This window comes from Paenibacillus sp. 22594 (assembly GCF_052044425.1).
GTDB lineage: Bacteria > Bacillota > Bacilli > Paenibacillales > Paenibacillaceae > Paenibacillus_AQ.
In genome coordinates, this window is record NZ_JBQENA010000007.1 from 192,642 (window position 1) to 217,152 (window position 24,511).

General features: G+C 54.1%; 15 protein-coding genes. 4 read left to right on the forward strand and 11 right to left on the reverse strand.

The window, feature by feature from the left end; all coding sequences use genetic code 11:
• Positions 1 to 133 precede the first annotated feature (133 nt).
• Together ACTJKB_RS21985 and ACTJKB_RS21990 are read left to right on the forward strand one after the other, a co-directional pair.
• Complete coding sequence (locus ACTJKB_RS21985; RefSeq protein WP_440836506.1) at positions 134 to 1,780, forward strand: SWIM zinc finger family protein; 1,647 nt, start codon at positions 134 to 136, stop codon at positions 1,778 to 1,780.
• Positions 1,777 to 4,809 (forward strand): DEAD/DEAH box helicase, encoded by a 3,033-nt coding sequence (locus tag ACTJKB_RS21990; protein WP_440836507.1) that lies wholly within the window; start codon positions 1,777 to 1,779, stop codon positions 4,807 to 4,809. The genes ACTJKB_RS21985 and ACTJKB_RS21990 overlap by 4 nt, the downstream gene beginning before the upstream one ends.
• A gap of 27 nt (positions 4,810 to 4,836) precedes the next feature.
• Here ACTJKB_RS21990 and ACTJKB_RS21995 read toward each other — a convergent pair whose 3' ends face one another.
• Entirely contained in the window at positions 4,837 to 5,631 is a 795-nt protein-coding gene (locus ACTJKB_RS21995) for a hypothetical protein (RefSeq protein ID WP_440836508.1), read from the reverse strand.
• 274 nt (positions 5,632 to 5,905) lie between these two features.
• Entirely contained in the window at positions 5,906 to 6,082 is a 177-nt protein-coding gene (locus ACTJKB_RS22000; protein WP_440836509.1) for a hypothetical protein, read from the reverse strand.
• Between the two features lie 177 nt (positions 6,083 to 6,259).
• Here ACTJKB_RS22000 and hflX point away from each other — a divergent pair, with 177 nt between their 5' ends.
• Positions 6,260 to 7,537 (forward strand): GTPase HflX, encoded by a 1,278-nt coding sequence (gene hflX / locus ACTJKB_RS22005; RefSeq protein WP_440836510.1) that lies wholly within the window; start codon positions 6,260 to 6,262, stop codon positions 7,535 to 7,537.
• Between the two features lie 107 nt (positions 7,538 to 7,644).
• Here hflX and ACTJKB_RS22010 read toward each other — a convergent pair whose 3' ends face one another.
• The gene (locus tag ACTJKB_RS22010; protein ID WP_440836511.1) at positions 7,645 to 8,394 is read right to left on the reverse strand and encodes an SDR family NAD(P)-dependent oxidoreductase; all 750 of its coding nucleotides are present in this window, start codon (positions 8,392 to 8,394) and stop codon (positions 7,645 to 7,647) included.
• Between the two features lie 165 nt (positions 8,395 to 8,559).
• On the opposite strand from ACTJKB_RS22010, the gene ACTJKB_RS22015 reads away from it, so the two are divergent.
• On the forward strand, positions 8,560 to 9,447 hold the full coding sequence (locus tag ACTJKB_RS22015; RefSeq protein ID WP_440836512.1) for a LysR family transcriptional regulator: 888 nt from the start codon (positions 8,560 to 8,562) through the stop codon (positions 9,445 to 9,447).
• A gap of 95 nt (positions 9,448 to 9,542) precedes the next feature.
• Here the strand turns inward: ACTJKB_RS22015 and ACTJKB_RS22020 are convergent, their stop codons facing one another.
• From ACTJKB_RS22020 to ACTJKB_RS22055, 8 genes are all read right to left on the reverse strand, one after another.
• Positions 9,543 to 11,300, reverse strand: a complete 1,758-nt coding sequence (locus ACTJKB_RS22020) for a hypothetical protein (RefSeq protein ID WP_440836513.1) — start codon at positions 11,298 to 11,300, stop codon at positions 9,543 to 9,545.
• A 97-nt stretch (positions 11,301 to 11,397) separates the two neighbouring features.
• The gene (locus tag ACTJKB_RS22025; RefSeq protein ID WP_440836514.1) at positions 11,398 to 12,456 is read right to left on the reverse strand and encodes a glycoside hydrolase family 88/105 protein; all 1,059 of its coding nucleotides are present in this window, start codon (positions 12,454 to 12,456) and stop codon (positions 11,398 to 11,400) included.
• Positions 12,446 to 14,170 carry a glycoside hydrolase family 3 protein gene (locus tag ACTJKB_RS22030; protein WP_440836515.1) on the reverse strand — a complete coding sequence of 575 codons (1,725 nt, stop codon included), beginning with the start codon at positions 14,168 to 14,170 and terminating at the stop codon, positions 12,446 to 12,448. The genes ACTJKB_RS22025 and ACTJKB_RS22030 overlap by 11 nt, the downstream gene beginning before the upstream one ends.
• A 1,032-nt stretch (positions 14,171 to 15,202) precedes the next feature.
• The gene (locus ACTJKB_RS22035; RefSeq protein WP_440836516.1) at positions 15,203 to 18,586 is read right to left on the reverse strand and encodes a carbohydrate-binding domain-containing protein; all 3,384 of its coding nucleotides are present in this window, start codon (positions 18,584 to 18,586) and stop codon (positions 15,203 to 15,205) included.
• Between the two features lie 304 nt (positions 18,587 to 18,890).
• Complete coding sequence (locus ACTJKB_RS22040; RefSeq protein ID WP_440836517.1) at positions 18,891 to 20,444, reverse strand: ABC transporter substrate-binding protein; 1,554 nt, start codon at positions 20,442 to 20,444, stop codon at positions 18,891 to 18,893.
• Positions 20,445 to 20,496: 52 nt separating this feature from the next.
• Complete coding sequence (locus ACTJKB_RS22045) at positions 20,497 to 21,399, reverse strand: carbohydrate ABC transporter permease (protein ID WP_440836518.1); 903 nt, start codon at positions 21,397 to 21,399, stop codon at positions 20,497 to 20,499.
• A 92-nt stretch (positions 21,400 to 21,491) separates the two neighbouring features.
• Positions 21,492 to 22,478 carry an ABC transporter permease gene (locus ACTJKB_RS22050; RefSeq protein ID WP_440836519.1) on the reverse strand — a complete coding sequence of 329 codons (987 nt, stop codon included), beginning with the start codon at positions 22,476 to 22,478 and terminating at the stop codon, positions 21,492 to 21,494.
• Positions 22,479 to 22,789: 311 nt separating this feature from the next.
• On the reverse strand, positions 22,790 to 24,511 hold a 1,722-nt coding region (locus ACTJKB_RS22055), incomplete at its 5' end, for an autotransporter outer membrane beta-barrel domain-containing protein (RefSeq protein WP_440836520.1).

Sequence of the window (24,511 nt, forward strand, 5' to 3'; positions counted from 1 at the left end):
GAAAACAGAAGGATGCAGATCGCGTGAAACCGATTCATTCTTATATTCCAAGTGGAAACGGCCTGCCGTCCCATATAGATTCCGTTTGAACCAACCGGATTCACACAGACTTTTGTACAGGAGATTAACCCAAATGCAGCCTAATTTGATGATCAACGATGCCGAATGGGACAAGCTCATCTCGGATGTGGCCTATTATTTTGAGGATCTGACTCTCAAGCGGGGATTTCAATATTATAAGCAAAACCGCGTAAAGTCTCTCCGGATGATCTCATCGCGGAGAATAATGGCGGTAGTCGAGGGCAGAGAGGATTATGCCGTCAGCCTCGAGCTGGACCAATTGACGGAAAGCCATTGCGATTGCCCGGTGCAGGGACCCTGCAAGCATATGGCGGCGGTGCTGATGAATGTCGCCGAGTCGCAGGAGCGGTCTGTGAACATGCTCGCCAATGCCAAGGCAGTCATCGACCGGAAGAAGATAGAGGCCTTAGAGGCTTCTGCCGCTGCCAGTGTCTCCGGCAGCCGGCAGGAACAGGCGAAGAAACTCGCCGGACTGATACCAGGAGCAACGGTTGCGCAGTGGCGCGAATACATGGCACTGCTCACCGCACCGCTGGCACAGTCCGTGCGCAATCCGCAGTATTCCGGCAGAGCGCTGTCCGCCATCATGGAGGCACAAGCAGAGCTGGCCCCTGCCGCTGCGCTGCTGTTCCAGCTTAATGCCCATCTGTTCATTCTGGAGAGCCTGATTCAGCCAATCAGCCCATATCACGCAGGAACCCCCTCCTCTTCAAGTTATTCGCTAGGATACTACACGGCTATTGCGGTCTCTGAGCTTAAGGAGGCGGTTACGCGTCTTATGAAGTCGGGCCTGCCGCTGGCTTCAGAGCCGGAGGAATGGCCCCGGGTTAGAGAAACCCTGGATTACGTCCAGCTTGAAATGCTGACGGAATCACGCGACCGTCTGCGGGAGCAGCCGTACTTCTCTTTCTGCTACGACCGGCTCTGGAATCACTGGATTGCCCCGAACACCAGCGGCTCGGAGCTGTATCTGGAAGAACTTGATGCACTTCGGGAACGTGCAAGCGCGCTCGGCGCCGCAGCGAACCGCTCCGCACTGCTGCTGGCGGAGAGCCGGATGTACTTCTACCTAAACGACGATAAAGCGGCCTGGGAGCGGCTGGCTGCCGCATCGGAGCGTCCCGGCCTTCATCCGGACGAGCTGATGGGCTTTCTCCCGCCGCTCGCCGAAGCCGGGCACTGGTCCCGCCTTGCGGCCTGGCTTGAAGCTACAGGCCCGCTGCTGAACAGCCGCCTCTATAATCTGCAAGGCTATGCCGCTTACTGGGAGGACGCCGTGCGTCATCTGCCGGAAGCAGAGCCCCAAATGTGGAACACCCTATCTGGGATGCTGCCGCTCTCACAGGATATCTACGAAGAGAAGCTGCTGGCTGCCGGCAAATGGCGGGAATGGATGGACTATCAGCTGGCCGCCGGCAAAGAGCCTTCCGATTTCCGGGTCAGCGACCTGCAGCCGGTAGAGAAGAACGCGCCGGAGCTGTTGCTGCCGTTCTACCATCAGGCGGCGGAACGGTTCGTGCTGGAGAAGAACCGGCACAGCTATAAGGCTGCCGTGAAGTTATTGAAGCGACTAGCCAAGCTGTACAAGAAGATGAAGCGCGAGGCCCGGTGGGAAGAATTCCTGGAAGCCTTCACCGCCAAGCACAGCCGGCTTCGCGCACTGCAGGAGGAGCTGCGGAAAGGAAAGCTGATCCCATGAGTATGCACACGCGAAATATTACCATCCAGCTGGCTTTGAGCCAATATGGCGATGCCCTGATCTACGGCATTAATGAGAGGGATGACTATGTCCCCGGTCTGCTGCTCAAACAGCAATTGTTCGCCTGGCACGAGGACTCCTTCTATGGAACGGAATTGACAACCCAGAGCGCCGACGGCGTCGAGCTTGTCATTCTTCCCGCCGAGCAGGTGATCCCGTTCTTCGCGGAACTTCAGGTGCTCCGGCATATCGGCTGGAGCTGGGAAGGCAACGCGGCGCTGCTGACCGAACTAGCCCCGGTTCTGGCTGCACTGCTGGACGACAAGCAGTACGTCCCCAGCTTCTCTGCCTTCCGCGAAGGCCAGCTGCGCTGGGACTGGGACGGCCAGGCGCTTACGCGCTCGGCCGCCGGCAGTCCCGCCGCTGCGGAAGCGCTGCGCGGGCTGCAGGAGCGCAGCGCTCTTGCGGAAGGGCTGCAGGCCGCCTTCTCGGCGGCGGTCTTTCAGCGGTATTACCGCACGGAAGCCGAAGCCGGCGACCTGCGGAGCGAATTCCCGCTGCTGTTCAGCCGCAGCGGGCCCCAGGCCGCCGGGATGGACGCGGACAGCTGGCTGATGTCCATCGGCTGGAAGGCGGACAGCGCGCCGTTCCGCCCTGCGCTGCAGCTGCTGGAGCCGGACGAGGACTCGTCCTCTTGGCGGCTGCAGCTGCTGCTCCAGGACAAGCGCGACGAATCCGCGCTTGTGCCGCTGCGGCTCTCGGATGACGGAGAGCCGCATGGCCGCTGGCCCGCGCCGTGGACGGAGCACGTCCACGAGCGGGCGGCCGGGTGGCTGTCGCGCCTGCGGGACAGCCTGCCCGGCGAGCACATCGGCCGCGGGCGCGATGTGCTGGGAGAACCGCTTAGCGACGAGGTCGCGTGGCGGTTCCTGACGGTCAACAGCCGGCGCCTGCTGGAGGCCGGCTGGCAGGTGCTGCTGCCGGCGTGGTGGGAGGCCGCCAGCCGGAAGAAGCCGCGCCTGCGCGCCAAGATCAGCTCCGGCGAGGGCAGCCGCGGCGGCGGGTCGCTCTTTGGGCTGGATGCGCTGGTCGACTTCGACTGGCGCATCTCCATCGGCGACGCCGACCTCTCCGAGGCGGAGTTCGCGGAGCTTGTCGCGCGCGGCGAGCGGCTCGTGAAGTTCAGGGGCCAGTGGATTCCCCTGGACCCGGCTCTGTTGGCCCAGATTCAGCGGGCCATGGCCGGAATGGACAAGTCGCAGGGCTTGTCCTTCCAGGATGTATTACAGCTGCATCTGCTCGGCAGCAGCGAAGATGAGGCTGCCGAAGCCTCTGCTGAACAGGCCGAGGAGGAGGCCGCACGCTTCCGGCTGGAGGTCGAGCTGAACGCGCATCTGGTTCAGCTGATCGGCCAGCTCGGGCAGCGCGAACAGTGGCCGCAGCCCGCGGTGCCTGCCGGACTTCACGCAGAGCTTCGAAGCTACCAGCAGGAAGGGTATGCCTGGCTGGCTTTCCTGCGCCGCTTTGGCCTCGGAGCCGTTCTGGCTGATGACATGGGCCTCGGCAAAACCGTGCAGCTGATTGCCTATCTGCTCCATCTGAAGGATCAGCAGGAAGCGGCTGAAGCGGACCCTGCTGCGGGTCGGCTGCGGCAGACAGACCCGCCCGGCTGGCCTGCCCTGATTATCTGTCCGACATCTGTACTCGGCAACTGGCAGAAGGAGCTGCAGCGCTTCGCCCCTTCCCTGAACGTAATGCTGCATTATGGAGGCAAACGGCTGGATGCAGGCTACTTCTACGGCGCTGCTTCGCAGGCCGATGTGGTTCTGACCTCCTATGCCACGGCTGCACTCGACCAGGAGCTGCTGAAGCAATTCACCTGGGCTGCAGTCTGCCTTGATGAAGCGCAGAACATCAAAAATGCCGGGACCAAGCAGTCCTCAGCCGTCCGCAGCTTTCCGGCGCTGCACCGGATCGCGCTGACGGGAACACCGATCGAGAACAGGCTCTCCGAGCTGTGGTCGATCTACGACTTCATCACACCGGGATACCTGGGCAGCGCAAAATCCTTCCAGGACCGGTTCGCAAACGCTATAGAAAAGGAACGCGATCCGAAGCGGACAGCGGATCTGCAGCGGATGGTCAAGCCGTTCATGCTGCGCCGCAAGAAAAAAGATCCGGCCATTCAGCTTGATCTTCCTGACAAAAATGAGATGAAAACCTATGTTCACCTCACCGCTGAACAGGCAGCCCTGTATGACCAGAACGTCAATGGGCTCCTGGAACGGATGCAAAAGCTGGAGGGCATTGAGCGCAAAGGGGCCATTCTGGCAGCACTGACCAGCCTCAAGCAGCTGTGCGATCATCCAATGCTGCTAAGCAAAGAGGCCCTACCTGAGGCAGATTCAGAGGGCCGCATTGAAACGGCTCCCTTGATTGAGCGGTCAGCGAAGCTGGAGCGGCTTCTGGCCATGGTGCGGGAACTGCGCGAGGAGAACGAGCGCTGCCTGATCTTCACCCAATATGTAGGCATGGGTAAAATGCTGCAGGCCGTGCTGTCGCAGGAGCTGCAGGAGCCAGTGCTGTATCTGAACGGGAGTACGCCCAAAAGCGCCCGTGACCGCATGATTGAACGGTTTCAGGCACCCTCGCCGCCGGAGGGGGAAGCCTCACCGGCAGAGGGTCAGCTGCAGTCTGACCAGCCGAATATATTTATCCTCTCGCTGAAGGCGGGAGGCGTTGGCCTGAACCTGACCGCAGCCAACCATGTCTTCCATTTCGACCGCTGGTGGAATCCGGCTGTCGAGAATCAGGCCACGGACCGTGCATACCGCATGGGCCAGACCAAGGATGTGCAAGTGCATAAATTCATCTCGCTGGGAACGCTGGAGGAGAAAATAGATGAAATGCTGGAGAGCAAACAGCAGCTCAGTGATGATGTGATCGCAAGCTCCGAAGGCTGGATTACCGAGCTATCCACCGATGCGCTGAAGGATCTGTTCACGTTGCGCCAGGAATGGGTCGGCTGACCAGAGCGGGCCTGATGCGCCCTGAACTTACCATTGTTCGGACATTCTGAACACCGCAGCCAGGTTGTCTGAACCCGCAAGCGAACTGACCACAAGCGTAATAATCTCATCCGTCAGGTCATATTGGAGCTGCTGATCCGCCAGCTCCGCTGCTACATTCTGATAGGCCCCGGCTATCCCTGAGCCGATACCCTGGGTGATGACTCTTCCGCCTGTCACCGTCGTGCAGGTATAATTCACCTGCAGCGCTGTTTCAGTGACCGGTATTGCCGTAGTGGGTGTAGGGTAACTGACGAAGGTGCCGTTCACGGTGCCGCCGGCCACGATTTTGTACCGGACAGGTGTAGAGGCCAGAATGTCCAGACTGTCCGGTTTGATTTCAGCGGCAACAGCCTCCGGAATCACAACCGCTGCATTTCTGCGGAAGCTGATAAGCGCGAAGTCGGATGTAGTCACAGCGATATTTTCCCGGAATTCTGAGGTGATCCGGCTGACTTCCAGCTGTTCCAGCGGAACAGGCGCCAAGATACCTGAACTGTCTACAAGGAAAATCTGGATCTGCATCTGTTCCTGGGAATAGACTGCATTGAATTGAAAATAAATTTGGGTGATGTTATAGGTTTTGGTCACCACCTCCCGGTAATTCACCTCAAATAACTCCTGGGCAAACAACGTTTCCGGGGTTACATCATTATTGAGACCTGTTATATACACCACAGCTTTGGATGATCCGTTGTTGACCACTTTTACTACTACCTGGCTGATGGTTCCAAGCCCTCTGGTAGGTCTGCTCGTTAATGTGTTGGTAAATAGATAAGGCACAGGTCATCCTCCTTCTAGTAACGTCGTTCTTATAGGGTATGCAGTAGAATTTGGAAGTTTCTAGATAAAACGGCAGACGTGCATGCTGACCACATATTCGGGCACTTCCTGAATTGGTGCAAGTTGCCAGTTCGCGGCAGATGTGCTAAAATCAACGTAACTTTTTAGAACGGAGGGTTGCGTGTGATAGACTATATCCGGATTCGTACTTTACGCGGCTAAGCTAATTGTATAGCGCGAAAGCTCTGCCCCGTGCAGAGGACTCAGGATAGGTCTATCCATTTTTGAAGGCAACCCGTAGCTTGAACTTTTGTCCGGCAGACAGGAACGGAAGCCGGCACACGCCTTTAGGAATCATTGCATCTCCATACACCATATCAATGAACCGCCGCGGCATGCGGGTGGAGCAGCTTGCTGTTCCGCCTGGCCGCTGCATTTTCAGTACATTCATTGTTTGCTGTGGGAAGATGCTGACGGAGAGACTGGGAGAGAATCCCTCCCCTCCATCCTATTCTGTTGTCCTCTATGAATACTGTTAGCACAGGCAGACGGCTGCCTGTGCTTTTTTTCATTATTTTTGGATTAAAAGAAGAATTCATCAAATTTAATCGTGGAGGTTAAACAATATATGGAAACTGAAACTATACAGCAAAAGGCAGTGATCGTCGGTGTTCAACTGCAGAATGATAAGGATTTCGCATATTCCATGGAGGAGCTGCGCAATTTGGCGGCGGCCTGTGAGCTGGAGGTGGTTGGCGAGCTGAGCCAGAAATCCAGCCGGATTAACCCGTCGCATTATATCGGGACAGGTAAAATCACCGAACTGAGTGCCCTTATGGAGGCGCACGATGCTCCGGTTGTTATCTTTAATGATGAGTTGTCGCCTTCCCAGATCCGCAATCTGGAGTCGGCGCTGGATCGCCAGGTCATCGACCGGACCGTGCTGATCCTGAATATTTTTGCCGAGCGTGCCAAGACAAAGGAAGCCCAGCTCCAGGTGGAGGTGGCACAGCTGCAGTATATGCTTCCCCGGCTGACCGGGATGCGTGAGTCCCTCGGCAGACAAGGCGGCGGCGCAGGACTGAAGAACCGCGGTGCCGGGGAAACCAAGCTTGAGCTGGACCGGCGCAGAATCGAGGAGCGAATCACCGCGCTGCAGCTGGAGCTGCAGACTCAGGTAGCCCGGCGGCAGATCCAGCGGAAGCAGCGGCGCAAAAACGAGGTGCCCGTGGTCTGTCTTGTCGGTTATACCAATACCGGTAAATCCAGTCTGATGAATACACTGGTAGATACCTTCCACCCCGGCTCGGAAAAAGGGGTTTTGGCTAAGGATATGCTGTTCGCCACACTGGAGACCTCGGTACGCAGTATTGAGCTGCCGGACCACAAGACCTTCCTGCTTACCGACACGGTCGGTTTTGTCAGCCAGCTCCCCCATCATCTGGTCAAAGCCTTCCGTTCTACGCTCGAAGAAGTGACCGAAGCTGACCTGCTGATTCATGTAGCCGACATTTCCGATCCGCAAGTCAGCCAGCATATGACCGTAACGGAGGAGACCCTGAAGGCGCTGGGTGCAGATGGAATCCCGACCGTTATCGCTTATAACAAAGCCGACCTGACGAATCTGCCTTATCCCGTGGTGGCTGAGGATTCCGTTACCCTTTCCGCTAAGCAAAATAGCGGAATCGCCGAGCTGATCGGGCTGATCCGCGGGCACGTGTTCAATGATTATATCCAGTGTGAAATTCTCGTTCCGTTCGACCGCGGCAGCGTGGTTTCCTACTTCAATGACCATGCCGATGTGCAGTCGGTCAGCTATGAGGAGGAGGGCACACGCCTGAAGCTGGAATGCCGGGTTACCGATTATGAGCGGTTTAAGGACGATTTTATTGCAATTCTGCAGTAGAAGCCGATATAGCTCTCAAATGACAAGTTAAGCAGACAAAAGACTCCGCAGCAGCCTCACTTAGCTACTGCGGAGTCTTTTTGTTTTAGTGTTAACTGATCCATCATTTATTTAAACGAAGCATATCCTTCATCAGCCATAACAACGCTGCCGTTGATTGCACTGGCCTCATCCAAGGTAAGCAAATAGACGGAATCGGCTACCTGCTCGGGTGTTGTCAGTTTATTTCCAATGACCTTGGCTTTCATGGATTCGACCAAGCCCTGATCTTTATATCCCTGGATAATAGGTGTATCCACCGCACCCGGCGCAACCGCCACAACCCGTATTCCATATGGGGACAATTCTAATGCGGCTGATTTAGTCATCATAATGACAGCACCTTTGGAAGCATGATAGGCAAAGGTACCCGGGGATGCCAGAAAGCCGAAAACAGAGGCAGCATTGATAATCACACCTTTAATTCCGAGTTCCCTCATTTTTTTACCAGCGGCAATGATGCCATAGGCAACACCATGCTGATTGACATTGATTACACTCTGATAGTCATTCAGGTTCTGATCCAGGACAGGCGTATTACGCCCAATGCCCGCATTGTTAAACATCACATCGATTCTGCCGAAAGCAGCAACTGCTTGTCCAATAAGCGCCTCGACCTCTTCAAATTTTGACACGTCCGTTCTGACGAATATAGCTTCGCCGCCCGCTTCCTTAATCAATTCTACCGTCTTCTTGCCGCCTTCTTCATTAAAGTCAGCGACAACAATCTGATCACCTTTACTTGCAAATTTTAAGGCTGTGGCTCTCCCTATTCCGCTTGCACCACCTGTGATCACTGCTACTCTTGTATGGCTCATCAAATTCTCCTCCTCTACGGTGATGTAATAGACTAAAATAGTAATGAGAACATTAATATTTTCCATTGAAAGTACTTTCATATACAGTGTAACTCTCTCTAAATTTAAATAAAATTTAATTATATTTACTTATAGTTAATCAAAGCTTAATAAGGAGAGCTGACGATGAATCTTGAACAGATTGAATACATTGTTGAGGTTGCGAAGAAGGGGTCTTTTACAAAAGCTGCTCAAGATTTACATGTCACTTTATCGGCAATCAGCCAATCCATCTCTTTACTAGAAACCGAATTAGGCATGACCTTATTCACCCGTTCCCGTGGTTTAGGAGCCATACCAACGATAGAGGGACAGCAGATCATCAATAAAGCAAGTGAAGTCCTGGTAAAAGTAAACGAGCTAAAAGAAGAGGCTAAAAGCTGCAGCAATACTTTGAGTGGGGAATTGAAGATAGCTACCATACCAGGTCCTATGCATTTACTCGTAGATGTTGTTTCGAAATTCAAGGAAGATTATCCCCAGGTCAAAATAGAAATTATCGAAAAGGGACCGAGGGAGATATTAGATGATCTGGAACACAGCAACATTGATATTGGGTTAATCGTGTTACCGGAGGATTTTATCGAAAAAAGCGAGCATTTGACCTTTGAAAAACTGTTGGAAGGGAAAATGGTTGTAGGTGTAAATAAAAATTCGCCGCTGGCCTTTGAAAAGAAAATAACGCCCGAACAATTAGTTGGACAAACGTTGGTATTGTATGATGATAAGGATCTCTGGGACCATACCAAAGCTTTAATCTCCAAGTTTGGAAAAGCAAATATTCTTTTTACAACAAATAATACAAAAGCCATTCAAAATGCAGTGAATCGCGGGCTCGCCATTACTATCGGACTCGAGTACTCATTCACAGATATCCTGCCTGAGATTGTTCCTATAGAGTTTGAAATGCCTAGCTTAACCCCTGTTCAATATGGATGGGTTCTCCATAAGGGAAAACATCCTTCCCAGGTATCGAAAAGGTTCATCCAAAGACTTCAATTAGAATTTTACTGATTTCGTTTTATCGTGGACACAACAAAGAAGGCAGGAAAGTTCCTGTCTTCTTTGTTGTGCTTTTGAGCAGCTTAACGGGCCGTCCCCTGCAAGCTCTACTCCGCCGGACCGGGGCGCAGCTGGAGCGTGAAGGCTTCCGCCTCCTCCCCGCTGCAGCTTACCCACAGGCTTCCGTCATCTTTCAGCTCCAGCTCCGGCCCGGATTCATCCGGTACCTGCTGGATATCCAGCGAGAATACCATGGCCGCTTGCTGCAATGCCGTGAAATCAATGTTCCTCCGTGGCCCCGAATAGAGGATCAGCTCCACCAGGAGTAAATCCGCAGTCTTTTGAATCTCCCATGTCCAGTCACGCTGCGCCCCTGAATGCCCTGTAAATGCTGCAAACCATGTCGTCAGAATACACTCGGTCTCTCCGATTCGGATGATCGCCCCTTCCCTGGTGGACACAGCAGTAACCCCATCCAAATGACCGCCAATCTCCAGCCGCAGCCGTAAATCATCAGCCTCGATGGTGCCCCCGGTAGGGTCCAGATTGGGATGGGTGTCTCCACCATCGGTGATAAAATCAATGCCGAACAGCACCTGACCTTGATCCTGCTTCGATTTGAAGCGGGCCGAGCAGTAATCATACCCGTCATGCAGACAGCGAAGCTGAATATAGGCCGGCATGCCGTTATTATCCACGTACGCCAGCAGCGGTCTTCTCTGATTCCATAAATCACTGGTTGTAAAAGATCCTACACTCACCTGTGGGGTCATATAGGTAACCGCCCACCTGCCGCTGCCATCCTCTGCATTCCCTTCATAGAGCTGTCTGATTTCCTGTGTGCGTGGAACGCTGAAGGCCTCCAGAAAGGCAGCCGGACACTCAAAGCCGCTCTTATACCATTCCTCTTCGTACGGCAGCTCTTCCCAGTCAAAAAACATCACCCTCCCCTTAGTCGCCAGTTGCAAAAACGCCTTGCTCTGATCATTAATCAGCGTCTGATAACAACGGGAATGCGGCCCGGACCACTGCGCAGTAGCAGGGTGATAATACCCGGCCACCGTCCTCCAGCTCAGATCAATCAGCCCGCGGCTGAGCATCCGCACCTTGTCATCTGTGGTTTCGGCATGAAGCTTGGACAGCTCCAGGATGGCAATGTACGTATAGACCGGGCTGTTGTATTCCTGAAAAGCACCGCGTTCCATCGTATAGTCGTACAGCTTCTGCAGACGCTTCAGTCCATATTCCGCATAATCTCCGCGGCCCAGCTGTTCCCCCGCGATTCTGGTGACGAAGGCCCCCAGTATCGCGATGTTCGTATAGTCCGGCCCGACATTCCGCTTGATAATCGCCTCACAGGCGTACTCAATGGATTGGGCAACCGCCATCTGCAAAGACTGGGGAAACCTGCGGCCGTGGCGCGAGAGAGCCTGGACCAGCCGGCTGCCGCAGAAATCAGCCCAGTTCCAGTCCGGCGGCGCCATCTGTGCCAGCGGTTCTTCGTAGAACCAGGGCCAGATGCCGAAGGTATCATGGCTGCGGTCGGTATCCTGAAGGGACACTACCTGAGCGATAATATCGAAGGCCCGCTGCTCATACGCTGGCAGCTCCGTATCCAGCAGCCCCAGCGCATAAGACAGCGAATCCCGCGTAGAATGGATGAACTCAGCCTCACGCAGCGTGGTATGATAGCCCGGACTGCTGAACGGGGACCAGAGCAAGTGAAGCTCCGGGTCATACCGGTGCTCCAGCATTTGCATTTTACGGATCAGCATCCGCTGATGATCGATGGCCTCATGCTTATAGGCCGTCTCCTCCTTACCCGGTGTTTCAGGAGCCTTGCTTCCCTCTGCGGTTTTCTTCACAATGATCTTCCTTTCCTTTAGGTAGGGAAATCCTAACCACACTTTCCTGTTGACCACTTCCTCTTGGGAGGGCTCATTGTTCAGCTGCGGTTCCGGTCTACAGTTGGCAATCTTTCAGATCCAGTTCCTGCGCAAGCAGCTGCATCACTAGCCCCTGCCCGTAGAGCGAAGGATACACTTCAATTGTATTGTAGGCTTCTTCCGAAGGCATGACGGGCGTGCCGCCGGATACTCCCTGTACTTCGCCATTTTCCGCGATTAGCGGAAGAACGCCGCTCACGGCAAGCCTGGCAGAGTCCAGAAAAGAGGAATCCAGCATGCCATTCCTCACTCCCTTGAAGAATCCGCAGGCAATGCCCGCACTGCCTGAAGTCTCCTGAACGTAATCCGGTCTGTTCAGGACCGTATGCCATAGTCCGTTTCCGGCTTGGCAGGACCGCAAGGCTGCCGCAAGCGATGAATACCGGCTGTGTAGCTCTTCCGGAATGTCAGCCACGCCTTGAACCTCCATCACAATCTGCGGAACCGCCAGGGTAATCCATGCATTGGCCCGCGCCCAGCGGACTGCAGACATATGATTGCCCTCACGGCTGTTCCAGCCGTGATACAGCAGTCCTGTAGCCGGGTCCTGCAGCAGCTGCAGGTGAAGCAACGTCTGCCGCAGTGCGGCATCGGCCAGCCGGGATTCTCCCGTTAGCCCGCCCATACGCGCCAGGAACAAGACGGCCATAAACACCGTATCTGCCCATACCTGTTCCGGGAAATCCACATTTTCCGTAACGGTATGCTCCAGTGCCCCTTCCCGCGTGACCGGCGCAGTGTTCAGCATCCAATCGGCGGTGGACATCGCTTTTTGCAGAAACCACGGGTCACCGGTCTGGCGGTACAGCTCAGGAAAAATCGCGAACGGAGCGAGAGCATTGATGACTTTGACCCCATCGGCCTTGTGCTTGTTGCGGTTCACCCATTGCAGCAGATACTCCATGACCTTCTCCTGCCCGCCGACTGTGGCGTACTCCATGAGCGAAATCACACCCACCCCCGGCACCCAATCCCAGTGGTCAATATCCATTCCCCAGTCACCCCGGTGCGCTTCCTTGATCATGTATTGAAACAAACGTTCCAGCGCCTCCGCAGGCTTCCGCTCAGTGCTCAAAATGATGCATCCCCCTTAGATCAAGTGAACCACCCTGCAGGTCCGTCTTCACCGGAGACCGTCCCTGAAAAGGCAACTCCCCGAACAGCGCTTTGACCGTAAGCTCCACGGTTTCCTCATGCAGCGAATAGGCATTGACCAGCGCATCCAGAAACGGCATATCTTGCAGCAAATATGGGGTGGCAAAAGAAATCCCGATGGGCCGGATGGTCTCTGCATGCTGCATTGCCCATATCGCTTTGGCCGCCTCACCTACCGGACGGGCCGTATTCATCATGCCGTGCAAGGGCAAAAAGTAAGGTGCAAAAGCAGCATCCCAGCGAATCCCCGACAACTCCCATTTCCGGATCGTGCCCAGCGGCTCAAATTCATCCAGTATATCCACCTGAAGCCCTCTCGCCCGTAAAAGATCCACAAAGACATTCATCCGCTCATACTTGCGGCCTTCCGTCACTTTGTTCAGCAGGATCACTAGCACCCGGCGGGTAGTCTGCGGATCAAGCGGCAGGATATTGCCACGGTTGCGGACAAGTGTAATACAACGCTCCGCGAGGGACTGACTCAGGCCCCTTGCTTCCAGATCCAGCTGCGGCGGCAACTTGTCGTTCAGCAGCGGAACTGCCCGCGGGTCCCGACCTTCTTCATCTATGCCATGCATACCCAGCCTGGCCTTGAGCTCCAGAATACGGCGGACACTCGCATCCAGCCGTTCCATACGGACGGTGCCCTCCCTGACGGCCCGCTCCATCACCCCGAAATAATCCACACCCGGCCACAGCAGCACATCCGTTCCACAGTTGAAGCAGTCGATTATCCGTTTCTCATAACTGCCCCAGGCCAGAAATCCGCCCATATCCAGCGCATCCGACAGCACCACACCTTCAAACCCCATACGTTCCCGTAGCAGCTCCGTTGTGATGCGCTCCGACACCGTTGCCGGTACAGGCTTCTCCCCCTGATCTCCTTCCATCCAGGGAAGAGCAATATGCCCGGTCATGTACGAAAGCACGCCCTGATCAATCATAGATTGGGATACCTGCCCGTAGGTGGCATGCCACTCTTCCTCGGTCAAGCCGTTAATGGTGGTCACAATATGCTGATCGCGGTAATCCACCCCGTCTCCCGGAAAATGCTTCGCACATGCTGCCAGGCCATGGTCCTGCATCCCCCGCATGACTGCACCAGCCAGCCTTGCCGCCCGTTTGGCATCATCCCCCAGACAGCGCGTAGTAATGACTGGATTCATCCAATTCAGCAAAAGATCTGTACCGGGAGCCAGCGCCCAGGTAAAGCCCGCCGCCCGCCCTTCCAGTGCCGTAAACTTACCGTATTCGTAGGCCAAGCTCTCATCATCAGCAGCAGCCAGTGCGAGGAGCGGCGGGAACGCGGTTAAGCTTTTGACTGCCGATCCCGCGCCGAATTCCAAATCACCGGAGAACAGCAGCGGATATTTGCTGATCCGCTGCAGCTGCTCCGTCCACTCCCGGTACTCCGCCGCCTTGCCCGCCGCCTTCTGAATCACCTCACCGCCGATAAAAAAACTGCCTACTGGATACGTCTTCAAATAGGCCTCAAGCGCCTCAGTATCGTTTCCCTTGAAAGGCAGCCGCCCTGCATGATCCTGCATCGTCTGCCCAATCTTCTCCCGCAGGCTCATGGACGCGAGCATCCGCTCCACCCATTCCTGCTCCTCCCTTGTTAGAGGCCTTGGCATGGTTGCACTTCCTTTTGAGTGATTTCGATCCCCCTAAATCCCCCTTAGCCAAGGGGGACCCCAAGGGCCCCGGCCCTCTGGACACCCGGATAGCTGGCGTGGGCGGAGGGATTGTGCTCCCGGGCTGCAGTGTACGGAGAGCGCTTTACCCCTGCGGGGACGCTTTGGCTGTAGTTCACCTGCGCAAGTGCAGGGGTACGCTCCGCTGCCCCCAAACCGTAACTGCAAGGGGACGCTCCGCTGCCCCCAAAACGTAACTGCAAGGGGTACGCTTCACTGCCCCCAAACCGTAACTGCAAGGGGGACGCTCCGCTGCCCCCCAAAACGTAACTGCAAGGGCACGCTTCACTGCCCCCAAACCGTAACTGCAAGGGGGACGCTCCGCTGTCCCCCAAAACGTAACTGCAAGGGCACGCTCCGCTGCCCCCAAACCGTCAGATCGTTCTACTCCTGTATAATTTCCTCACTACCTTAAGTGTAGTCGGGGAATGGCGGAGACTAAATAAGGTCATCTATAAAAAAAGTTCGAAATCCTACAGAGTCTCAAAGGGAATAACATCTAATAAATGCAATACTCAACCCTCTCAAAGCTAGAGAAGCACCTTAACAAAGTGGAAAAAGTATCACTAATTCTCGATTTCCAGTCTGTAGTCAAGGGTTAGTTGGAATTTGTTTACTTAATTATGGATCAAATAGCAAACAACGGCGTTTTCAGCATAATTAGTTATACAAATTCCACCTAGAATTCGCAGCAGTACAAGTTTCCATAAATTAGTTTTCCTATTTCCACCTAAATTCGTTTCACCCTGGGAGCAACCTCCATTAACGAGTACATCCAGATACATCCTGCATAAACCAGCTTAACTTCCGCTTCAACCCGTTAACTTCCGATCAACCCGTGTTACTTACGCTCAACCCGCTTACTTCCATTTGAATCAGCTTAGCTTCTGTAGGGAGACAGAAGCTAAGCTTTGTAGCGCACTCATCAGATTTCAATCCAGATTAATAGCTTTACAGCGTCCTCATCAGCTTTCAATTCAGACTAATACTTAGTGTCTCGCTCAATTTGTTATTCTCCTTATTCATCTCCTCATACCTCCAGATATCATTCACGAAGAAGCTGACCGTGAAGTCGCCAATGGTCGGAACTGTCCACTTGGGCGTGCCTTGGGCGCTGCTGTTGGCGGTCAACGTGATCTCTTCTCCAGGCTGAATCACTGTAGTGTTCGTGTCCGACCAGGAAACGACACCACCGTTGACAGAGAAGGCGCCGCCGGTAATTTGCCCGAGTCCCGTGGAGGTGTTCAGCGGGGTCGGGCGCACTCCGATATTTTTCACCTTGGCCCAGAAGATTAAGGAATCACCTAGTTGCGGCGTGGTATGGGAGGATGGAGTGCCATCACTGTTCACGATATTCCAGCCGATATCTGTAACGGTCAGGTCCGCAAGTGGTGCCGGAAGTGTGGACTCGTAGCTCTCGAATTCGAATCCATGGACCATCACCAGCCCGTCGGTCCCCTTGATCTCAATCCGGTGCAGCCCGTACTCCAGCCCGGTAAGCTCATAGACCATCCGGTTTTCACCTTCCATTCCGGCCTGGGGAATGATTACTGTCTCCATATATTCCCCGTCGACGTAGACATCGGCGCTGCCCATATCGCTTTTGATATCCGATCTCCAGCGGACCCCGATGCCCCTGAAATTGAAAGATGCTGTGGCGTCAGGCGCATAGGTCACGTGAGAGACACCGTTGGAAGCGGTCGTAAATCCGGCATAGTCGATATAAGGATGATCATGCTCTATGGTATACCAGGCCGAGACCGGAACATAGGCTCCTTCCTTAAGCTTGAAATAATCGATATTGGCACCGTTCCCGGCGGAGGTGAAGCTGATCATGTTATACCCCGGCTGGAGCGTAATGCCATATTGCCTCGCGGTAAAGTTGCTGTTCCAGCTTCCTGTGGACGGCAGCGTCACGGTCGTTTGTTTTTGTCCGTTGACGAGGATGTTTTTCTTCGACTCCTGGTTGGAAGCGTATGCAATAGTTACGGTGTAGCTTCCTCCGCTCTCTGAATAGAATCCCTGAACCGTCAAACCTCCCGCATGGGTCTGCTCCACAACCCTTCCTCCTGAAGCGATACTGTAGTATCCGATTTTGAGTGGCGGGGCAAAGGCTGTGGCTTCCGCCTCGAATTTGGTTGGATCTCCAGCCACATGCGGCGTAATCGGCATCGGCAGTGTGGTTGCGGATACGGCTGCGGTCAACGGCGAGACGTTGCCGAAATCATCCACGGCCTGAACCTTGTAGCTGTACGCTGTCTCAGGAGCTACCGTATAGTCATTGTAAAAAGTAATCCGGCCCGGAACGGTCATCACCGGTTCTGCTCCATCATCCCGGTACACATTGTAGCTGACGACCCTATCGTTGTCGGTTGAGGCATTCCAGGTCACCTTCACCTGCTCATGGCTTACCGCCACTGCGGCCGGACTGGTTGGAGCAGTTGGCGCAGTAGTCTCCAGCTCATCGAGAATATACTGGACCGTCTCACCGGCGCCCAGGGTAACCGTGAGCGTAAGGTCCGGCGCTGCTTCAAGCTGGACCTTGGAGTGAGCGGCGGCATAGGTGTCGCCCGGTCCAAACCGCTCTCCGGCATACTGCCCGCTGCCGGGCATAGTGACCCGCACCTGCATCGTCACAGGCTGCGTCTCAAAATTCACGAAATTCAGCAGAATTTTATCTGCAGAAGCTCCTATGGCCGACGTGCCCAGCGCTGAGGTATCGACTGCGCGGAAATACGCTTTTTTCTCGTTCAGTGCAGATGGATTCAGGATCTCGTAGCTGAGCGGGCGCCCGTGGGTGGCATACGCAGCGGCCAGCCTGCGGAACGTTTTTAGCCGCGTTTCACCAAGCTCATTGCTATTAGCGGCTACAGCCGCCGTATCCTCGAATCGATGTGTATTCCAGTTGATGGCGGAATCAAATAATCCGAACTCGGTCCCGTCATTGAAGAAGGCTGCATGCTGCATAATATGGTCTACATAGCCAATATCTCCGCGAAGCTCCCGGTCAAAGGCGGAAGCGAACCTGTACGCATAGGTGCCGTATTTCGTACTGTCGGAATGATTGTCATTGCTGCCGGTTTCACTCATGGCCATCTCTTTGCCGAAACCCTCATCCGCTTCATGGTATACCTGCAGATTCTCATACAGGCTGCCGCCCGGCAGCGGCTGGACACCGGTTCCGCCATAGCTGTGTCCATTCGTCACATCTGAAAGCGCTTCAATCCCTTCGCGCTGGGCAGCGTCCCGCTCCCACCCGTCAGGAATTCCGTTATATGGCCAATAGGCCCAGCCGGGCGCCACAATTTTTAGATAGGGCTGGCTGTTGGTCTGGCGCTCCTCATCCATTAGCTCATGAATCGCCATTATCGATGCCCGGGACCAGCCGAACAATCCGGGTTCGTTGCCCGTCTCCGCGTATTGGTACAAATCCCCGAATTTACTGACAAAAGCGGCATAATAACTCCTCAAAGCCGTGCTGATCGTACCGCCCACCAGATCCGCATTGTTCTTCCAGTTGCCTCCGATAATATTGACCATTGGCGTAAGGTTCAGATCACGCATCGTCGCCAGATAGTTCCGCCCCTGCGGGTCCCAGCCTGCGCTCGTATCCGACCAGAAGGAGGCGCGCATCCAATTGCCGCTGTAGGCGATGCCCATCCATTTGGTCATGGGCGCCAGATGGCGGATCGCGTTCTCATCATATTTAAAAGTATTTGCGGCAAGCGTGCTTCCCAGATGCACGTACCGCCCATGTATCGGCTCATCCGCCTGCTGAGGCCGGGATTTCAGCTTGAAATAGTCCCATTCGAACCATAAATAGGAGTCTCCGTCATAACCGGGAGCCTGAGGGTCCGCATACAACCCACGGTCGACCACCAGCTTAAGCACATTTGAGCCAACGTGCAGCTGCTCTTTGGGAATATACAATCTGTAGGTTTGTTTCCAGGTATGCTCCAGAGCGGTTTCGCCGTTATTCAGACCTGTGATTTGAATCAATCCACTCATAAGGCCATTTGTGAATACGGCAAGCTGGGGAATCGCGGTGCTTGCATCAATTACTTTGAAGCTGAACTCGGCTCCATACTGGGGAACCGCCGCCAATTCAAACGTAAAATTCATCGTTCCATTGATATCGGCCTTCATTCCTTTGGGGATCGTATTACTGCTGCAAGCTGGAAGAGGCAGGGCAAAATCGCTGTACACATTATTGTAAACTGTAAATTCGGCAGAGCTGTCGTCCGGCTCGCCTACCTGCCACAGCAAGCCCGATGGATTATAGGTGGCGGTTGTGGCGGTCACCGGCAGCGAAGCTTTGGAAGCTCTACTTGAGCCAGATTCTTGTTTTACTTTCACCGCAGGACCTGAAATTTGCTGCTCTATAGCTGCTGCTATCCCTGGAGGATCAGCGGATACCCTACGATCATTTGGCATCAAAACCATTGTCAGCATACAGAACACAAGAGACAGTAACGCTATATTTTTATACATTCGCACATTAACACCCTCTTCTATTTAGAATAGAAACAGGGCCCCCAACTGCTAATTCGGCGAATAGGAATACCCGACATCCTGGCAAGCGGCCGCTACAAGCTGACAGTAAGAATCAGGGGGGTGGCCGAACTTTACCGGATATCGGGTCTGCTAATCATTCAACATCTTATTTGGCGGCCAAAAATGCATCCATTTGCGACTGAATTTCGCTTATCACGGCATCCAGTCCAGCGGCCTTCAGCTTGCTGTTCATTTCCTTCAGAATCGGCTCAGGATCTTTTTCCCCGGAATACAGGGTATTCTTATATTGCTTCGTAATGTTGATCAGCGCTCCGATCTGCGACTGTACCTTGGTTGAATCAAAGACAAATCCGATGACAGGGGATACCTTGGAGTTTTTATTCCAGTCGGTATAGAGCTGTACCCGTTTGGGATCTTCATCCTTGTTCAGGTAGTTCAGCAGCACATTCCCGATCATCCACGAGGATACGGAGTTGTAGCCGCTGTCTGAAATAAATTCAACCGTATTGTCGCCTACCTTCTTATAATGCTTGCCTTCAATCCCGAAGGTTAACAGGTTATAGAGGACGGGATCGGTATGAATCAGGTTCATGAACATCATGGCCCGCTCAGGGTTTTTGGAGGTTCTGGAGATGGCGAGCATGGAGCCCTGCAGGCTTTTGGTGCTGACCTGTACCGGCAGGAGGGTTTTGATGATCATCGGTTTCTCCGCGAGACGGGTCCAGTCATTGGTGGACGTTGGATTCATATTGCCGTAGGTGAACCAGGCCTTGCCGCTTTTTACGGCATCCTTCAGCTCTGTTTTGTCAGTAGCGCCATTCTTGTTGATATAGCCCGCTTTGTACCATTCCCGGATCAGCTTCAGCCGTGCGAGAATCTCCGGAGTATCGTATTCGTTAAAAACCTTCATCGTCTTGTAATCGAGCAGTGTCGGAATTTCATTACTGCCATCGAGGTCCTCGCTGTCCGGGTACACGGTGAACCAGTTCAGGCTGTCGGTGTGGTTCATAAAGAGCGGTGTGATGGCCGGTTCTTTCTCCTTAATCGTCTTCAGCATCGGTTCAATATCCTCAAGCTTCGCGATGCTATTCACATCGAACCCATACTTGTCGACAATCGCCTTGTCAAAAGCAAAGCCTACCGACTGGCCCAGTTCCTTCTCGGTTGGAATCGCATACAAATGTCCGTTAACAGTAGCGGCTTGCAGGTAAGCCGGATTAATCTGTGCCTTGGTTTCCTTGGCGTAGGTGTCCAGCAGCTCTTCGAGCGGTAGATACGCGCCCTTGGCAGCATTGGTCATGAAGTTCCAGGTATAGACCATATCGAACACTTCGCCGGACTGGATCATCAGATTCACCTTGTCTGCCGGTTTATCCCAGCTGAGCTGATTGATCTTGATCGTAGCGTTAATCTTATCCTTCAGATAATCATTGATCGCCTGTTCTACGGAGGCCACATCCTTATCCGGCCCGCCAGGCAGATAGAGCGACAGTTCTACCTGTTCCAGCTCATTTGTCTTCTCAGTGGCTGCGGCTGTAGCTGTAGCTGTATCCGAGGCGGCTGGTGCGGTGGTGCTCTCCACTTTGTTCTCATCCTTGGCAGCCCCGTTGTTACTGTTGTTGCCTCCGCATCCGCTTAGTGAAAGTCCTATCAGCAGTACAAGTGAAAGCAGTAGACCCGTGCCCTTTTTTCCTGCCATATCTTGTTTCCTCCCCTTGATGGTCAATATATGCTAATCGGATGATCCGAGGTTAGCCTTTAATGGAGCCCAGCGTCAACCCTTTGATAAAATACCGCTGGAAGAATGGATAGGCCAGCACAATCGGACCAATGCCGATCAGTGCCATAGCCATGCGGATGGTTTCACCCGGCAGTTTTGCAAGCTCCGTCGCCGAGCCTTGAATCAAAGCCCCGTTGCGGCTCAGGTAGTCCGCCTGGGAGATCATTTTGTACATCAGGTACTGCAGGGAATAGAGGTCTGTGTCCGTAATGAAGATCATGCTGTTGAACCAGTCGTTCCAGTAATGCAGGGTGTTGAACAGTCCGATCGTAGCGAACACCGGCAGCGACAGCGGGAACACAATCTGGAAGAACGTCCGCAGCTCACCGGCACCGTCAATCTTGGAGGCCTCAATCAGCGCAGGCGGGACACTCATCTGAAAATAGGTCTTCATAATCAGCACATTGAACGGGGACAGCAGCATCGGAATAACCAGGGACCAGATGGAGTTCTTCAGATCCAGCACCTGGGTGTAGACCATATACCAGGGCACCAGCCCGCCGCCGAACAGCATGGTGAAGAAGATCAGGAAGGCGAAGAAACCTCTGTACCTGAAGTCAGTCCGCGAGATCGGATACGCATACAACGAAGAGATAAATACGCTGAGCAGCGTGCCGACAATGGTTACGAAGAAGGACACGCCGTAGGCTTTTACAATGACGGTATAGTCCTTGAAGATATAAGCATATGCCTCCAGACTGAACTTCTCGGGGAAAAATTGATACCCGTTCAGCACAATGGAATCGTAGTCGGTAATTGAAATCATGAACACCAGCACAATCGGCAGCAGACAGGTGATCGACAGGATGATGAAAATCATATGGAGTATCACATTCGTCGGCCGGGATATTTCATTGTTGGTCACCAGTTCCATCCTCCTTTCTTCATTGCGTTCCAAAGGTGTTGTTCTCTATCGCTCCAGCAGTTCCAAACTTCACCTCCGTTACTTTCACCTTTAGTCATTTATCAAAAAACAGCCTGGTCCTTGTCGACCTTGCGTACGATCCAGTTCGAGCCCAGGACCAGGAAGAAGCCGACGATGGATTGGTATAGACCCGCTGCGGCGGACATGCCCAGGTTGCCCATATTGATCAAGGCGTTATAGACGTAGGTATCAATGACGAGTGTCGTCGGATACAGCGCCCCGGAGTTAAGTGTGGTCTGGTAGAAGAGCCCGAAGTCGGAGCGGAAAATTCCGCCAATGGCGAGAATGGTGGTGATGATGATGACCGGGCGGATGAGCGGGATCGTAATATGGAGGATCTGCTTCCATTTGCTGGCCCCGTCGATCAGCGCTGCTTCATAATATTCGTTGTCAATGCCGATAATCGCCGCAAGGTAAATAACGCAGCCATACCCTACGCCTTTCCAGAGGTTGATCAGCGGCAGAATAAACGGCCAATACTTCGGCTCGGAGTACCAGTTCAGCTCATTCAGCCCAAACATCGCCAGAATGCCTTTGTTCATGAAACCGTATTCAACATTTAGAAAAGCGAACACGAGGTAGCTCACCACCACCATCGACAGGAAATACGGAAAGAACATAATGCTCTGATAAAATTTGGCGGCCAGCTTATTCTTCAGCTCATTCAGAGCAATCGCGATGGATACCGCTATCACTAGATTGAGAATGATGAACACGAAATTGTACAGCACCGTATTGCGGGTGATGATCCAGGCATCCGATGTGGCGAACAGGAATTTGAAATTATCCATCCCCACCCATGGGCTTCCGAGTATCCCGTCTACGTAGTTAATATTTTTGAACGCAATGATGATCCCGAACATCGGCAGGTAGTTGTTAATGAGCAGGAAAATCACACCTGGCAGCAGCATCAGCAGCAGCACCTTGTGCTTCAGCAAATGCCCCAGCATGGATTTTCTTTTCGCATGTATCCGCACTGGTAACCGCTGCCCGGTGTCCAGCGCGTTTCTTTTCTCATGAGTGATCATCGCTTACGCCTCCTGATTCCTTCAGCAGTCTCTCTCTTCCATGTTTCAAGTGTACCCGTAGAGCGGCAGATGCTAAATAAGGTCATCTATAATAAAAGTTCGATAATCTACAGAGTTTGGTGATGCTGCTTCCAGGCAAGTGGAAACGGCTACGCTGTCCTTATAACGACGGTATCCGTTTCAGCGAGAAAGAGAAGGATAATTTATAGCGAGAAACATATAAATTCTTATCTTTCAAAAAAGAGGCCTTCACCCCATGGATGTCGGCCCCTTTTGGCTGCAATCTAAATTCAGTTCTTCTTACGATAGCATTAGATGAATCTGTGGACGGACCAGATCACGCCCGAGGAGGTGCCTCCCAGATCAAGTGGAACCGTTAAACCATCCGCCTCATAGAAGAGGCCGATCACATCGCCTGCTGTCAGATCAAACTCACCCGTCAAGGTGACTGTCCCGTTGCCCAAGATCGTTCTCAGGGTCAACAGCAGGGCAATGTTCACATTCAGCAGAGGGAACAGTCCAGTTACCAAATCTGTAGTCACAGGAGAAGTTCTCCGGATCACAAATGCCGGGTTGATCCCCGCCCCTAACGCGACCGAAATTGCTGCGGTGGTAGAGTAGTTGATGGTGGCTTCAAAAGAGTACCGGCCCGTAACCGGGACCGTGTAGTTCCCTGCTGTTTCGTTAAACGAGGCGCTGTCGTAATACGGTGACGTCACCGTCCAGCCGGCAAGCTGAGTACTGGCACTAGCCGAAAATGTTGGCAGAAGCGCGGAGAACCCTTCCGCCGCAACATTTGGGCCTGTAGCACCAGTGGCTCCAGTAGCTCCCGTTTCACCAGTCGCTCCTGTCACACCTGCAACCCCAGTTGCTCCTGTTTCACCAGTCGCACCTGTCACACCTGTAGCTCCAGTTGCTCCGGTTTCACCAGTCGCACCTGTCACACCTGTAGCTCCAGTTGCTCCCGTTTCTCCGGTCGATCCTGTCACACCTGTAGCTCCAGTAGCTCCCGTTTCTCCGGTCGATCCTGTCACACCCGTAGCCCCAGTAGCTCCAGTTACCCCGGTCGCTCCTGTCACACCCGTGGCTCCAGTTGCTCCAGTTTCACCTGTCGCTCCTGTTACGCCCGTAGCTCCAGTGGCTCCCGTTTCTCCGGTCGATCCTGTCACACCTGCAACCCCAGTAGCTCCGGTTACCCCGGTCGCACCTGTCACACCTGTAGCTCCAGCCACTCCGGTTTCCCCGGTCGCTCCTGTCACACCCGTAGCTCCAGCCGCTCCCGTTTCACCAGTCGCTCCAGTCTCACCAGTCGCTCCTGTCACACCTGTAGCTCCAGTGGCTCCGGTTTCCCCGGTCGCTCCGGTCACACCCGTGGCTCCAGCCGCTCCGGTTTCTCCCGTCGCTCCTGTCACGCCCGTAGCTCCAGTGGCTCCAGTTTCACCTGTCGCTCCTGTCACGCCCGCGGCTCCAGTAGCTCCCGTTTCTCCGGTCGCTCCTGTCACACCTGTAGCTCCAGTAGCTCCCGTTTCACCTGTCGCTCCTGTCACGCCCGTAGCTCCAGTGGCTCCAGTTTCACCTGTCGCTCCTGTCACGCCCGCGGCTCCAGTTGCTCCGGTTTCTCCGGTCGCTCCTGTCACACCTGTAGCTCCAGCCGCTCCCGTTTCACCAGTCGCTCCTGTCACACCTGTGGCTCCAGCCGCTCCCGTTTCCCCGGTCGCTCCTGTCACACCTGTAGCTCCAGCCGCTCCGGTTTCTCCTGTCGCTCCTGTCACACCTGTGGCTCCAGCCGCTCCGGTTTCTCCGGTCGCTCCTGTCACACCCGCAACCCCAGTTGCTCCGGTTTCACCAGTAGCACCTGTCACACCTGTGGCTCCAGTTGCTCCCGTAGCTCCAGTGGCTCCCGTTTCACCAGTAGCACCTGTCACACCTGTAGCTCCAGCCGCTCCGGTTTCTCCGGTCGCTCCTGTCACACCTGTGGCTCCAGCCGCTCCGGTTTCTCCGGTCGCTCCTGTCACACCCGCAACCCCAGTTGC